This is a genomic window from Neisseria sp. 27098_8_158, from assembly GCF_041433145.1.
GTDB lineage: Bacteria > Pseudomonadota > Gammaproteobacteria > Burkholderiales > Neisseriaceae > Neisseria > Neisseria subflava_E.
In genome coordinates this window covers 695,184-709,785 of the sequence record NZ_JAPWAZ010000001.1, presented here as the reverse complement: position 1 = coordinate 709,785, position 14,602 = coordinate 695,184, and the positions used below count along the sequence as shown (strand labels likewise).

Genomic DNA, 14,602 nt, shown 5'->3' with positions numbered 1-14,602 from the left:
GGTATTTGTTGTTTTTATTGGCGTAATTTAACTTTTAATTGTAAATCACTCTTAATTGCATTGAAAACTCTGTTAAGTTTATTTAAAATCCAAAATGATTTTAATTTTAAACAAACAAAACCAAGAGAAACAATGCAATGAAAACATTCACACTCGCCATTTTGCCTTTGGCGTTAATTAGTGCATTCTCACACGCAGCTGAAGAGAAAGCAGTTGAGCAGGCTGAAGTCGATACCGTTTACGTTACTGCCGAGAAGCAATTGCAGCAATCGCTTGGTGTATCGCGTATTTCTAAAGACGACATCGACAAACGCCCTGCAGCCAATGATATTTCCGAATTTGTCCGCACCATGCCCGGTGTCAATCTGACCGGCAATACGGCAACAGGTCAGCGTGGCAACAAACGCCAAATCGACTTGCGCGGGATGGGTCCTGAAAACACTTTGATTTTGATTGACGGCAAGCCGGTTAATTCGCGCCAGTCCGAACGTATCAGTATGCGCGGTGAACGCAATACGCGCGGCGACAGTAACTGGGTACCGGTTGAAGAAATCGAATCCATTACTGTTTTGCGCGGTCCGGCGGCAACACGTTATGGCTCGGGTGCGATGGGCGGCGTGGTCAATATTGTTACCAAAAAAGTGTCTAAAGAATTTAAAGGCCAAGTCAATCTTTACGCCAATCAACCGCAAGACAGCAAAGAGGGTGCAACCCGCCGTATCGGCTTCAATTTGAGCGGGCCGATTATCCAAGATACTTTGGGCTTCCGCATTTATGGCAACCTGAATAAAACGGATGCAGATGCTGCCGATATTAATGCCGGACACGGCAATGACAGCGCGGCCGGTGTTGAAGGTGTACGCAATAAAGACATCGCAGGCCGTCTGCAATGGAAAATCAGCCCTGCGCAAACGCTGATTTTAGACAGCAGTTATAGCCGTCAAGGCAATATCTACAACGGCGATACGCAAAACAGCAATCCGCGTTCTGCTTTAGTTAATTCTTTGGCCGACAGCAAAGCCGAAACCGCCCGCTTATATCGTTCTGCTTTCTCGCTTACTCATGATGGCGCATGGGAATGGGGCGATACCAAAAACGTGATCAGTTATGAGCGTACAGTCAACAGCCACTTGCCGGAAGGTTTGGCCGGTGGTCCTGAAGGCAGCTATACAGGCTTGGATTTTGTTCAAAGCCGTCTGAAAAACTTACGTTTCAGCAGCGAAGCGAATATTCCGTTTAAACTCGGTGTTGATAATGTATTGACGGTCGGTGCGGAATTTACCGACAGCAAATTGGATGATCCTGCTTCCAATACTCAGGGATTTAAAGACCAAGGTAAAACCGATGCGTTTAACGGTATCTCCGCAACGCGCGGCGGTAAGGCTTCGCAACGCAACTGGGCTGCCTACGTTGAAGACAATATTTCGTTGACCGACAAAACCCATCTGATTCCGGCCATCCGCTTCGACCACAACAGCGACAGCGGCAGCAACTGGAGTCCAGCTTTGAACTTCTCGCATCAAATCGGCGAAAACTGGTTGGTCAAAGGCGGTGTTGCCCGTGCGTACAAAGCGCCAAATTTGTATCAAACCAATCCTGACTTTATCCTGTACACACGCGGTCAGGGTTGTCCGCTTAATGCGCCGAACAGTGTCCGCTGCTACTACATGGGCAACAGCAATTTGAAACCTGAAACCAGCATCAATAAAGAGATTGGTCTTGAGTTCAACAAAAACGGCTGGCAGGCTTCCGCGACTTATTTCCATAATGCGTACCGCAATAAAATTGTGATTGGCGACCAGCTTATTGCCACCAGCAATATCGGCAACTGGCTCCTGCAATGGGAAAATACGCCGAAAGCGACTATTTCGGGTATCGAAGGCAACTTGGTGATTCCGTTGCATGACACACTCAAGTGGAGCAACAATTTCACTTACATGCACAAATCCGAAGATTATCAAGGCAATCCATTGTCTTTGGTGCCTAAACACACCATTAACAGCACGCTGTCTTGGACACCAAATGAACGTTTTGATGCTAACCTGACCTTTACCCATTACGGCCGTACTAAACCGCGCGGCGTAGCGATTAATAGACTGGAACGAGACGGTAATCTGCGTGCAGGGGTTACACCTTTAACTTCCGAACATAACCAAACGCAAGTCGGCTCTTACGGCATTTGGGGCATCAATGCCGGCTACAACTGGAACAAACGCGTGGCCGTCCGTGGCGGTGTCAGCAACCTGTTCAATAAAAAACTGTACCGCACAACTGCCGGCGCACAAACATACAACGAACATGGCCGTGCTTTCTACGGCAGTTTGAAAGTATCGTTTTAAGCAGTAGCGTATTAAACAAGGCCGTCTGAAACGTTGTGAAATGAAATCTAGGATTTCTGACACAGGGTTTCAGACGGCCTTTTATTTGGATTTTTAGCAGTCTTTGTTGTTACGGAATTTGCTTCTCTTTTAGAAAAAAATAAAAGGGCGGTATTCGCCGCCCTGAAAATCCAAACCGCTTATTCAACCCAAGTTACCATTTCTTCAATTGGTTTGCGTGCTTTTTTGGTAATTTCTTTGGCGCGATAGCCGAATGTTGCCGCTACGGATACGCCCCATTCGTTGGCATCAAACAGGCCTTCTGCCGCCAATACTTCATTCATTTTGTCGTAGTTGAAGCCTTCGATTGGGCAGGAATCGATGCCGATGGCGGCTGCGCCTGTGAGCATATTCGCCAAAGCAATATAGGTCTGCTTGCCGCTCCAGTCAAAGAGTGCGCGTTGGTCGTCGGCAATTTTAATGTCGGTTTCTTGGAAGCTTTTGTATCTTGCCAACGCTTTTTCCAGTTGCTCTCCTTTCAGGCCCCTGCGTTCGGCAACACTGCGGAAGAACGGGGTATCGTAACGGGCATTTTTCTTGGCAAGGATAATCACCAGATGGCTGCAGTCGTCCAGCTGGGATTGCATCCCCCAGCTGAAAGGCTTGATTTTCTCACGCAGGGCTTTGTTTTGAATCACCAAGAATTTCCATGGCTCGGAGCCGACAGAGCTGGGCGAGAGGCGGGCAAATTCTAAAATCGCTGCAAAATCTTCTTGGCTGATTTTTTTGTTGGGATCGTAATAACGGGTGGAGCAGCGATTTTCGAATACTTGCAGCATTTGTTCGCGTGTAATTTGATTCATCTGGTTTTCCTAATAAATGAAGATGTTATTCCAATATCCGGTTCCTTTTGAGGCATCATTACCGGCATAACCTTAATGAGGAAACAGGCTGGGGCAACACCATGTTAAATCAAACCTAACGGTCAGGCTATCTTTTAATTCTGAATTTCGCAAAAAAATTCGATAAAAATCAATATAAATACGAAAAGGCTGTCTGAAACTTTAAACGTTTGAAGTTTCAGACGGCCTTTGATTTTACATTCTGATTACAGATGAGGATTAATCAGGTTTTCTGGGGAGAGGATGCGGTTGAGTTCTTCTTCGCTCAACAGGCCGCGCTCCAGTACGACTTCGCGCACGCCTTTGCCGGTTTGGGCGCAGATTTTGCCGACCAAGTCGCCATTGCGGTGGCCGATGTATGGATTCAGATAAGTGACCAAACCGATGGAGTTGAAGACGTAGTGTTCGCAGATTTCGCGGTTGACCGTAATGCCTTTGACGCATTTGTCGGACAGGTTGACCGCGGCATTGCCTAAGAGGGAAATGGTTTCAAACATACATTGGGCGATGACCGGCTCCATAACGTTCAGCTGCAACTGACCTGCTTCGGCTGCGAAAGTGATGGTGGTGTCGTTGCCGATGACTTTGAAGCAGACTTGGTTGACGACTTCAGGAATCACTGGATTGACTTTGGCAGGCATGATGGAAGAACCGGCCTGCAATTCAGGCAGGTTGATTTCTTTCAAACCGGCTCGCGGACCGGAAGAGAGCAGGCGCAAGTCGTTACAGATTTTGGACAGTTTGACGGCTGTGCGTTTCAATGCACCGTGTACCATCACATATGCGCCGCAGTCGGAGGTCGCTTCGATCAGGTTTTCAGTCAGTTTGCAAGGCAGGCCGCTGACTTCGGAGAGTTTCTCAACGACCAAAGCCGCATAGCCTTTAGGCGTATTCACGCCTGTACCGATGGCGGTGGCGCCGAGGTTGACTTCAAGCAGCAGGGAGCGGGTGCGGTCGAGGTTGAGGATTTCTTCTTCCAACAACACTTGGAAAGACTGGAATTCTTGACCGGCAGTCATCGGCACCGCATCTTGAAGCTGGGTGCGGCCCATTTTCAAAACGTCTTTAAATTCTTCGGCTTTTGCGGCAAAGGCGTTTTTCAGGATAGCCAGTTTGTCGAGCAATTCGCCGATGCTGTAATACACGGCAAGGCGGAAGCCGGTAGGGTAGGCGTCGTTAGTGGATTGGCTGGCGTTGACATGATCCATTGGATTGACGATGTCGTAGTGGCCTTTTTCGTGACCCAAGACTTCCAGTGCGAGGTTGGCAATGACTTCGTTGGTATTCATGTTGACCGAAGTACCGGCGCCGCCTTGATAAACGTCGGACGGAAATTGGTCGAGGCAGCGGCCTTTGACCAATACTTCATCGCAGGCTTTTTCGATGGCTGCCGCGATTTCCGGCTTGATGGCACCCAATGCGCCGTTGGCTTGCGCGGTGGCTTTTTTAACCATGACCATGCTGCGGACAAATTGCGGTACGTCGGAAATTTTTTGTGTGGAAATTTTAAAGTTTTCAATGGCGCGCAAAGTATGGATGCCCCAATATACTTCAGCAGGGATCTCGCGGTCGCCCAGTAAATCGTGTTCGATTCGTACAGTCATTTCTCTTACCTTCTCGTATAGTTGTGTTGGTGTGCATTATGCGTTTGGAACATTAGCCCAGTTTGGCAAGATTGTCCAGTCGGTAAGGCTTAATCGTCAGGGTGAAAGCGTGCCGCTTCGCGCTCTTTTGCGGCTGTCTCTTTATCTTTCAATTTCGCGCCCAAGCCCAACATTTTTTCATATTCGGATTGCGGCGTGCCATCCTCTTCCATGCCGAATGCGCTGGCATTGACCCAAAGGGAAAGCAGGGAAACGATGAAGGCGAAAAAACCAACGATATACCAAAACATTTTTTTCTTCCTTGTGTGTCTGCGGGTGCAGATTGTTGTGGTTTGTAAAGATGTGAATGTAGCACAAACGCGGTTGGGTTTAAATTCTTCTCCCGCATCCTTTCATTGATTTACCTGTAATTGTTTAGAAAGGAAAAGGCCGTCTGAAAAGTAAGACTTTTCAGACGGCCTCGGAGGCTTTGTTGGGAAGATTTAGCCGCCGCATGCGCCGCAGCAACCACCTTCGCCATGACCGCCGCGTTTTTCTTCGTTGTTGATAACGGGCAGTTCGGTTTCTTCAGTTTGCTCTTTTTTATCTTCAGGCAAATCGTTTACTTTGATTTTGTTTTCTTCGGCCATGATACATCCTTTCAATGGATTGAGGAGTGGAAAGATTCATAAAGATAGCATCTTTAAGCGGATAAACCAAGCAGCACAAAACTGCCTTGTGATAATGCCATGACTTGGAACAATAAATTTGCTTGTAAAAGCGTTCAGGCCGTCTGAAAAAAATCCAAAGAAGAGTGTTGGTTTTTATGGTTTGAATGGCAGCAGAAAGATTTAAGAATGCTTGATCTGAAGGGATAAACTGACATGGATTTCAAAAAACAATACAATGTTATCATCTGGAAACCGCCAATTTATCGGAGCATATATGTATTCACACCACAGCGAACGCCATTTCAGCGACCGCAATAACTGGCTTCGGGCAAGCGTATTGGGTGCCAATGACGGCCTGATTTCTACTGCCTCGCTGTTGACGGGCGTAGCCGCAGCCGCGCCTGATTTCCAAACCCTGCTGTTGACGGGCGTTTCGGCGCTTATCGGGGGCGCGGTATCAATGGCGGCGGGGGAGTACGTTTCCGTGTCCAGCCAATCGGATACGGAAAAAGCCGATTTGCACAAAGAATGCTACGAATTGGCAAATAATCCTGATGCGGAGTTGGAAGAGCTGACGGAAATTTACCGCCGCCGCGGTTTGTCCGACCCGCTCGCCACAGAGGTGGCCAAAGCCTTGATGGAACACGATGCACTCGCCGCTCATGCACGTGACGAAATCGGCATTACCGAAACCTCTGCCGCCCAACCCATGCAGGCCGCGCTGGCTTCTGCTGCTTCATTTTGTGCCGGAGCGATTTTGCCTTTACTGGTCGCATTGACAGCTTCTACCGCCATTGTTCCGACCTTGGCAGTTTCCACTTTGTGCGGACTGGCAGGACTGGGCTATGCCTCCGCCAAACTCGGTGGCGCGCCTGTCATTCCCGCCGTTTTGCGCGTGTGTTTATGGGGCGTTGCGGCATTGGTGATAACCGGATTTATTGGAAAACTGGCGGGTGTGGCCGTCTGATTGTAAGGCCTTATATTCTTTTAAACCTGTATCCAGTAAAATTGAAAATCTATTTGATCGCTAAAGGCCGTCTGAAAATTTTTCAGACGGCCTATGGTGCTTGTATTTACTTATTACAAACTGTTTTGTCATGACCTATCCGATTCCCAAACCCCGTGAAAAATCCCGTTGGCTCAATCTGTCTCAAGGCTCGCTGCCCTTGGCTTTGGCGCGTTATCTGCCGCATAAGCAGCTTAAGGTTGTCTTGACCCAAGATGCGGAACAGGCGCTACGCCTTCAGACGGCCTGGCTGTTTTTCCGTCCGCACGATACGGCGGTGTTCCTGCCGGACTGGGAAACGCTGCCTTACGAGCGTTTTTCACCGCATCAGGATTTGGTGTCGGAGCGCTTGTCAGCATTGTGGCAGATTAAAAGCGGCACTGCGGATGTGTTGTTCGTGCCAGTTGCCACGGCGATGCAGAAGCTGCCGCCCGTGCCGTTTTTGGCAGGGCGCACGTTTTGGCTGAAAACAGGGCAGACTTTGGATATAGGCCGTCTGAAAAGCGATTTGGTGGATGCAGGTTATAACCATGTTTCCCATGTTGTCGCGGCGGGCGAGTTCGCTGTGCGCGGCGGTATTGTCGATTTGTTCCCGATGGGCAGCGAAATGCCATACCGCATCGATTTGTTTGACGATGAAATCGACAGCATCAAAACTTTCGATACCGAAACGCAACGCACCATTTCTCCCGTTTCCGAAATCCGCCTGCTGCCGGCGCACGAGTTCCCCACCGACAGCGAGGCGCAAAAGATTTTCCGCAGCCGCTTCCGCGAAGAAGTCGATGGCAATCCGAACGATGCGGCTGTGTACAAAGCCGTCAGCAACGGCCATTTCGGCGCGGGCGTGGAATATTATCTGCCGCTGTTTTTTGAAAACGAGCTGGAAACGCTGTTTGACTATATCGGCGAAGATGCGTTGTTTGTCTCTTTGGGCGACGTTCATGCCGAGGCAAACCGTTTTTGGAGCGACGTCAAATCGCGTTACGCCATGGCGCAGGGCGATGAAACCTATCCGCCTTTGCTTCCACAGCATTTGTATCTCTCTGCCGATGTCTTTGCAGGTCGTCTGAAAAATTATGGTCAGGTATTGCCGGATATTTTTGGTGATAAGCATACGTTGCCAAACTTGGCCGTCAACCGCCAATCCGACGAGCCGTTGCAGGCATTGAAGGATTTTCAGACGGCCTTTGACGGACGGATTTTGCTGTGCGCCGAAAGTTTGGGACGACGCGAAACCATGCTCGGTTTCTTGCAGCAAAACGGTTTGAAAGCCAAAAGTGTGTCTGATTGGCAAGGCTTCTTGTCGGCGCATGAGTCGCTGATGATTACAGTGGCGCCGTTAGCTTACGGGTTTAAATTAGAAGATCAAAACATTGCGGTTATTACCGAATCCGATCTTTATCAATATGTTGCCCGCTCGCGCAAACACCATCGTAAGAAACACGCCGCCGTTTCAGACGGCTTGTTGCGCGACCTTGCCGAAATCAATATCGGCGATCCTGTTGTACACGAAGAACACGGCATCGGCCGATATATGGGCTTGGTCACAATGGACTTGGGCGACGAAACCAACGAAATGATGTTGCTCGAATATGCGGGTGAAGCGCAGCTTTATGTGCCTGTTTCGCAGTTGCATTTAATCAGCCGCTACTCTGGTCAGGCGCATGAAAACGTTACTTTGCACAAGCTCGGCAGTGGCGCGTGGAACAAGGCGAAGCGCAAAGCCGCCGAAAAAGCGCGCGATACCGCCGCCGAGTTGCTCAACCTCTACGCCCAACGCGTCGCCCAATCGGGACACAAGTTTGAAATCAACGAGATGGACTATCAGGCGTTTGCCGACGGTTTTGGCTATGAAGAAACCGAAGACCAGGCCGCCGCCATTGCCGCAGTGATTAAAGATTTGACACAGGCGAAACCTATGGACCGCCTCGTGTGCGGCGATGTCGGCTTCGGCAAAACCGAAGTCGCCCTGCGCGCCGCGTTTGTGGCGGTGATGGGTGGCAAACAAGTTGCCGTACTCGCCCCGACCACGCTTCTGGTGGAGCAGCACGCGCAAAACTTCGCCGACCGCTTCGCCGATTTCCCTGTGAAAGTCGCCAGCCTTTCGCGTTTCAACAACAGTAAAGCCACCAAAGCCGCGCTGGAAGGCATGGCGGACGGCACGGTCGATATCGTTATCGGCACGCACAAACTGGTGCAGGACGAAATCAAATTCAAAAATTTAGGTTTAGTGATTATCGATGAAGAACACCGCTTCGGCGTGCGCCAAAAAGAGCAACTCAAACGCCTGCGCGCCAATGTCGATATCCTCACCATGACCGCCACGCCGATTCCGCGTACCCTCAGCATGGCGCTCGAAGGTCTGCGCGACTTCTCGCTGATTACTACCGCGCCCAGCCGCCGCCTCGCCGTCAAAACCTTTGTCAAACCCTTCAGCGAAGGCAGCGTGCGCGAAGCCGTATTGCGCGAACTCAAACGCGGCGGACAAGTGTTTTTCCTGCACAATGAAGTGGATACGATTGAAAATATGCGCGAGCGGCTCGAAACCCTGCTGCCTGAAGCCCGCATCGGCGTGGCACATGGACAACTGCGCGAGCGCGAGTTGGAACAAGTGATGCGCGACTTTTTACAGCAACGATTCAACGTGTTGCTCTGTTCTACCATCATCGAAACCGGCATTGACATCCCCAACGCCAACACCATCATCATCAACCGCGCCGACAAATTCGGGCTGGCACAACTGCACCAGCTGCGCGGACGCGTCGGCCGCAGCCACCACCAAGCCTACGCCTACCTGCTCACGCCCGAATACATCACCAAAGACGCAGAAAAACGCCTCGATGCCATCGCGGCGGCAGACGAACTCGGCGCGGGTTTCACCCTAGCCATGCAGGATTTGGAAATCCGCGGCGCAGGCGAAATCCTTGGCGAAGGACAATCCGGTGAAATGATACAGGTCGGCTTCACGCTCTACACCGAAATGCTCAAACAAGCCGTGCGCGACCTCAAAAAAGGCCGCCAGCCCGACCTCGACGCACCGCTGGGCATCACCACCGAAATCAAACTGCACAGCCCGGCATTATTGCCTGAAGACTACTGCTCCGACATTCACGAGCGCCTCGTCCTCTACAAACGCCTCGCCGTCTGCGAAACCGTGCAGCAAATCAACGCCATACATGAAGAACTGGTCGACCGCTTCGGTCTGCCCGAACAACCCGTCAAAACCCTCATCGAAAGCCACCACTTACGGCTTATGGCAAAAGAATTGGGTATCGATGCCATTGATGCGACCAGCGAAGCGGTAACGGTAACCTTTGGAAAAAACAACAATGTCGATCCAACCGAAATCATCCTGCTGATTCAAAACGACAAAAGATACCGCCTTGCCGGCGCGGATAAGCTGCGATTTACCGCAGAGATGGAAAATATCGAAGTGCGGATTAATACAGTGAAGAACGTATTGAAGACTTTGAAAGAAAGGGTGATGGTTAAGTAAGGAAGGAGGAAAAAAGGCCGTCTGAAAATTTTCAGACGGCCTTTTTATACTATTCCTACTTAATAAGTGTAGGTTGAATTGAGGACCAACAGAACTATTAAATTTATTGAAATCGTTAGGTTTATCAATCCAATCTACGCATTTAAGAATTTATAGTACTATCAGCTTCGGGAATCGAACCTAAAGTTGTTAAATCGATCAGGGAATTATTATGAAAATAAGGGCAATGATGCTGGGTATTGCAGGCTTGATATTATCCGGCTGCTTTTTCTCTAATGAAGAAATTAAGTTGGAAGATATTTGGAATTTTAAAATTACTGTCAATGAAGCTAAGGGGAATAGGCAGGTTCATTTGACAGGCTTATTAGGCAATAGTGCAATGGGTATTTCAGATATTAAAACAACTAGCCGCAACGATGAGCTGAATATTACTTTATTTCAAAAATTAGCAGGTTCGGAATATTCAGGAGTATTAGATAAAGAAATTCCTCTTGAAAGCAGTATTAAAAAGATTACATATGGTTCTGAACACAAGGTTATATGGCAAGATTAAAATCAATGAAAAGGCCGTCTGAAAACTGGATTTCAGACGGCCTTTTATTTTCTTATAACGTCATAACGTCGTTCGTATTATCAGAAACGATAGTTCACGCCCAAGGCAAACTCGCGGCCACGTTCGTAGAAGGGCACGCGTCCGTTGCCGTCGGGGAAGCGTTGGCTGTGTGAACGGTATTGCTTGTTGCCGATGTTGTTGACGGCGAAGTTGACGTTCAGGTTGTCTTTTTTCAGCGGCTGCCAGTTGGCGTAGATGTCGTGTACGCCGTAGCCTGATTTCTTGCCGTGTATCGTGCCTTGTCCGCGGGCGACGTCGGTGTATTTCACGCTTTGGGCGTAGCGGCCGCGCCAGCCGATTTCGAGTTTGGGGTTTTCAAACTGATAAGACAGGCCGGTCAGCCATTGGCGGCCGGTGTTCCAGAAGGTGAACGAGCTTTCGTGGTCTTCCGCTTGAATCGGGCTTTCGCCGTAGTACATTTCGCCGTTCAGACGGGGTTTGACGTAGGATACGCCGGCGCGCGCGGTCAGGCCGCCCCAGCGGTAGGATGCGTCAAGTTCGTAGCCGTAGGTTTTGAGCGTGCCGCCGTTGTAAATCTTGCCGCGTTCGGTGATGGAGGCGGTGTTGTTGTTGATTTTTGCCCAACGATAGACGATGAGGTCTTTGATGCGTTGGTGGAACACGCTGCCGCTGACGTTGAAGTTGTCGTTGCGCCATTTGAAGCCGAGTTCGGCACGGCGGGCAGTTTCAGCTTTGAGGTTGCTGTCCAAATCGGCGGCGGCGCCTGCGCGTTCGTTAGCCAACAAGGCTTCGTTCAGACGCGGCGCGCGGTTTGCCTGATTGAGGTTCGCCAAGAGGGAGAAGTTGTCGTTGATGTCCCAAATCGCGCTGATGCTGGGGTTGAGTTGTCCGTGCGACGCGCTTTGTTTGCTGGCGGCATTGTATTTGAAATGGTCGTAACGCAGGCCGGTGGTCAGGGTAACGGGGTGCAGGTTCCAAATACCTTCCGCGTACACGCCGTATTCGGCTTTTTTCTCTTTGTCGCGGTCATACAGGCCGAGAATCTTCAGCCATGCGCCTTTGTCGGAAGGCTCGGAGGTTTCGTGGCGGTAGTTGACGCCGTATTTCACCATGTGTCCGTCGCCGAAGGAGCTGGCGAGGTTCAGATTCGCGCCGGTCGCTTTGATTTTGCTTAGCTCAAGCTGACCGATAGGAACGCCGCCTTGCGCCGTGCCGGAAGCTTGGGCTTTTGGAGAAGGAGCGCCTTTAGGCGGTTTGGTGTCATCGGTATTGATTTGGAAGACGTTGGCGTCGATTTTGTCGATAAAGCCGACGTTACGGCCACGGTATTCCAGATTGTAGGTCTGCTCTTTTTGATAAGTGCCGTCCACGCCGATGTAGCTGTCAACGTTTTGGAACTCGGCTTTGTCGGTGCGGTTGCCTTTTTGGTATTCCTGACGGTAGGTCAGGCGGATGCCGTGGTCGTCGTTGAAATCGTAGCCGAGTTTGGTGAGGTAGCTGTGTTGTTTCAGACGACTGCCGAGGTTGACATTGCCGTTGCCATCTTTGTAGTCGCGGTTGTTGAGGAAGTTGCCTGCAAACAGGGCATCGAAGCCGTTTTGATAGCCGTAAACCGCTGCGCTGCCGGTTGAGCCTTTATTGCTGCTCAAGCCTGCGCCCAGTTTGAAACCGAAAGGTTTGCCGTCGGTTAGCAGGTCTTTTGCGTCAACCGTTGTTACGCGGATGATACCGCCGACCGCACCCAAACCCGCGCTTGCCGCGCCTGTGCCTTTTTCGACGTTGATGCTTTTTACCAAAGCGGGGTCAAGCTGGAAGCGGCTTTGGTGGTGGAAGATTTTAGTGGATTGGCTGGTGTTGTCGACTTCTAGGTTAATTTTATCTTCACCAACGCCGCGGATGCTGTAAAACTGCGCCACGCCGTTGCCGCCGCCGACATCCATACCGATTTGGTCTTTCATGACTTGTTTTAAATCGGTCGAAATTTCGCGGTCGAGCTGGTTGCGGGTTACACGAGTCGGTACGGCAGTACCGGTAACCTTAATTTCATTCAGCTCGGCAGTTTCTGCGGGTTGCAAATTTTCGGCATGAGCGAAGCTTGTTGATAATGCGAGTGTAATGATACTAAGGCGGAATACAGGAGAGGAGACCTTATTCATGATTTTTCCTAAGTAAAAAATTGACTGCTTATTCTAATTATTATAATAATGATTATCAAATTCTTAATGAATATTAATAAATATATTCTGTTTTATTCCAGTCTAAAATTAATAGGATTTTATAAAAATCAATTAGTTTATATTTTAGTTAAATTTAGTAAAGATTCTTTGGTTAAGAAAGGGGTTAAGTCTTACTTTTTCTGAGAGGGAGAAATGAGATAGCTTGAATATCTGTCAATAAAGAATTTTGTCTATCAGTGTTTTATTTAAAAAGGCCGTCTGAAAAGTATTTTTCAGACGGCCTAAATATTTATGTTTTACAGTAAAGGGCTCATCAGGCGGACGGCATTTTCCACGAGGCCGCGGAGTTTAGAGCGTTGTTGCCATGATTTGATGGCAATGTAGCTGCTGTTTTTAAGGTAGCTGCGTTGCAGGTGGCAGATTTGTTTGGTGGTATCGCGATCGTAGATGGCGAGGCTGATTTCGAGGTTGAGGAAGAAGCTGCGCATGTCCATATTGACCGTACCGAAGAGGGAGTAGTCTTCGTCTATGGTCAAGGTTTTGGCATGTAAAAGTCCATCTTCAAACATGGCGATTTTGACGCCGGCTTCCAGCAGCATAGGGTAGTAGGCGCGTGAGGCGTAGCGTACCATCAGTGAATCGACTTTAGCAGGCAGTATCAAGGTCACTTTGACGCCGCGTTTGGCGGCAACGGTTAACGCCATGAGAAGCGGCTCGTCGGGGACGAAGTAGGGGGTGGTAATTGTGATTTGTTTGGTAGCGGCATAGATGGTGCTGATGATGGTTTCGTAGATGACGAAGCTGCTTTGCTCGGGGGCGGATGGAATGATTTGGGCAACAATATCGCCTTGCTGCATTTTTTCAGGAAGGATTTGGGGCAGCAGGCTTTGGGCTTGATTGAGGTATGTTTGTACGTTTTGGAGGTTTTCATCGGTTTCGACGGCGAGGTCGGCGAAGAAGACGGCAGACAGTTCCAAAACCATAGGCCCTGTACAGCGCATCATGGCATCGACCCATTCTCCGACGCCAGAGTTTTGTTTGAAATAGCGCGGGTCGACAAGGTTGAAGCTGCCGGTGTAACCGATTTTGCTGTCGATAACGAGGATTTTGCGGTGGTTGCGCAGGTCGGTGCGCGTGAATAATGTACGCCAGATGCCGACAGGTAAGGAGGTATGTACTTCAACGCCTGCTTGGCGCAGTTTCTCTACCCAATCGCTTTCAAGAAAGCTCCTGCTGCCGACGGCATCAGCCAGTATGGAGCAGTCTACGCCTCTGGCTTTGGCGGCAAGAATTTCATTTAGAATTTCTTCAATGCGGCCTTTGGGTTCGATAATGTAAAAGGCCAACAGGCAGGAATGGGCTGCGGCGCGTATGTCGGCAAGCATACTGTCGATGATGGTATCGGTGGTCGAGAGCAGGCTCATGGCGTTGCCTTTGGTGGCACCCAGCCCCGTTCCTTTTTCGGCAACTTTACTGATGCCGTGGTAACGTGATTTGACTTGGTCGGCAATGTCGAGATAGATATCGGCTAGATGGGTGGCGGCAAAGTTGCGGTAGAAGCGGTTCATTTCGCCGGTACGTTTGGCGCGGGCCGTGCCGAGACGAGGCTCGCCGATAAGGATGTAGACGATGGTTCCGAATACGGGGAAAAGGAAGAGGATAATCAACCAGGCGAAGGTTGAGCCGATGTTTTTTTGTTTGTACAACACGCGCAGCATGCAGGCGAGTGCGGCGCAGGTGTGGGCGAAGATAAAAATCTCGGTCCAGGTGATGTCTTTTAAGAAATTCATATTCGGTAGGGATTGGTTGAATTTTTAAATTTGAAGGTTGGGGCTGACAAGCTTCAAATATTAAGTATATAGAAAAACCGTCTGA

The 14,602-nt window shown here is 49.7% G+C and carries 10 protein-coding genes; 4 read left to right on the top strand and 6 right to left on the bottom strand.

Going from position 1 to position 14,602, the window contains the following annotated elements:
• The first annotated feature begins 137 nt into the window (after positions 1-137).
• Positions 138-2,339: a FepA family TonB-dependent siderophore receptor gene (locus tag O3681_RS03415; RefSeq protein ID WP_371459279.1), complete on the top strand. Its 2,202-nt coding sequence runs from the start codon at positions 138-140 to the stop codon at positions 2,337-2,339.
• Positions 2,340-2,518: 179 nt separating this feature from the next.
• On the opposite strand, the gene O3681_RS03410 is transcribed toward O3681_RS03415, so the two are convergent.
• From O3681_RS03410 to O3681_RS03395, 4 genes are all read right to left on the bottom strand, one after another.
• Positions 2,519-3,181, bottom strand: a complete 663-nt coding sequence (locus O3681_RS03410; protein ID WP_371459278.1) for an NAD(P)H-dependent oxidoreductase — start codon at positions 3,179-3,181, stop codon at positions 2,519-2,521.
• A gap of 245 nt (positions 3,182-3,426) precedes the next feature.
• Positions 3,427-4,824 (bottom strand): aspartate ammonia-lyase, encoded by a 1,398-nt coding sequence (gene aspA, locus O3681_RS03405; protein ID WP_063068699.1) that lies wholly within the window; start codon positions 4,822-4,824, stop codon positions 3,427-3,429.
• 89 nt (positions 4,825-4,913) lie between these two features.
• Positions 4,914-5,114, bottom strand: coding sequence for a hypothetical protein (locus O3681_RS03400; protein ID WP_003746297.1), 201 nt, complete (start codon positions 5,112-5,114; stop codon positions 4,914-4,916).
• Between the two features lie 192 nt (positions 5,115-5,306).
• A complete protein-coding gene (locus O3681_RS03395; RefSeq protein ID WP_049336812.1) occupies positions 5,307-5,453 on the bottom strand; it encodes a hypothetical protein in 147 nt (48 codons plus the stop codon).
• A 295-nt stretch (positions 5,454-5,748) separates the two neighbouring features.
• Between O3681_RS03395 and O3681_RS03390 the strand changes: the two genes are divergently transcribed.
• From O3681_RS03390 to O3681_RS03380, 3 genes are all read left to right on the top strand, one after another.
• Positions 5,749-6,441 (top strand): VIT family protein, encoded by a 693-nt coding sequence (locus O3681_RS03390; protein WP_371459277.1) that lies wholly within the window; start codon positions 5,749-5,751, stop codon positions 6,439-6,441.
• Positions 6,442-6,571: 130 nt separating this feature from the next.
• A complete protein-coding gene (mfd, locus tag O3681_RS03385) occupies positions 6,572-9,976 on the top strand; it encodes a transcription-repair coupling factor (RefSeq protein ID WP_371459276.1) in 3,405 nt (1,134 codons plus the stop codon).
• Positions 9,977-10,187: 211 nt separating this feature from the next.
• Positions 10,188-10,529 (top strand): hypothetical protein, encoded by a 342-nt coding sequence (locus O3681_RS03380; protein ID WP_070764988.1) that lies wholly within the window; start codon positions 10,188-10,190, stop codon positions 10,527-10,529.
• A gap of 80 nt (positions 10,530-10,609) precedes the next feature.
• Here O3681_RS03380 and O3681_RS03375 read toward each other — a convergent pair whose 3' ends face one another.
• Together O3681_RS03375 and cls are read right to left on the bottom strand one after the other, a co-directional pair.
• Complete coding sequence (locus tag O3681_RS03375; protein ID WP_371459275.1) at positions 10,610-12,706, bottom strand: TonB-dependent receptor plug domain-containing protein; 2,097 nt, start codon at positions 12,704-12,706, stop codon at positions 10,610-10,612.
• A 317-nt stretch (positions 12,707-13,023) separates the two neighbouring features.
• Positions 13,024-14,517, bottom strand: a complete 1,494-nt coding sequence (gene cls, locus O3681_RS03370) for a cardiolipin synthase (protein ID WP_371459274.1) — start codon at positions 14,515-14,517, stop codon at positions 13,024-13,026.
• Positions 14,518-14,602 lie beyond the last annotated feature (85 nt).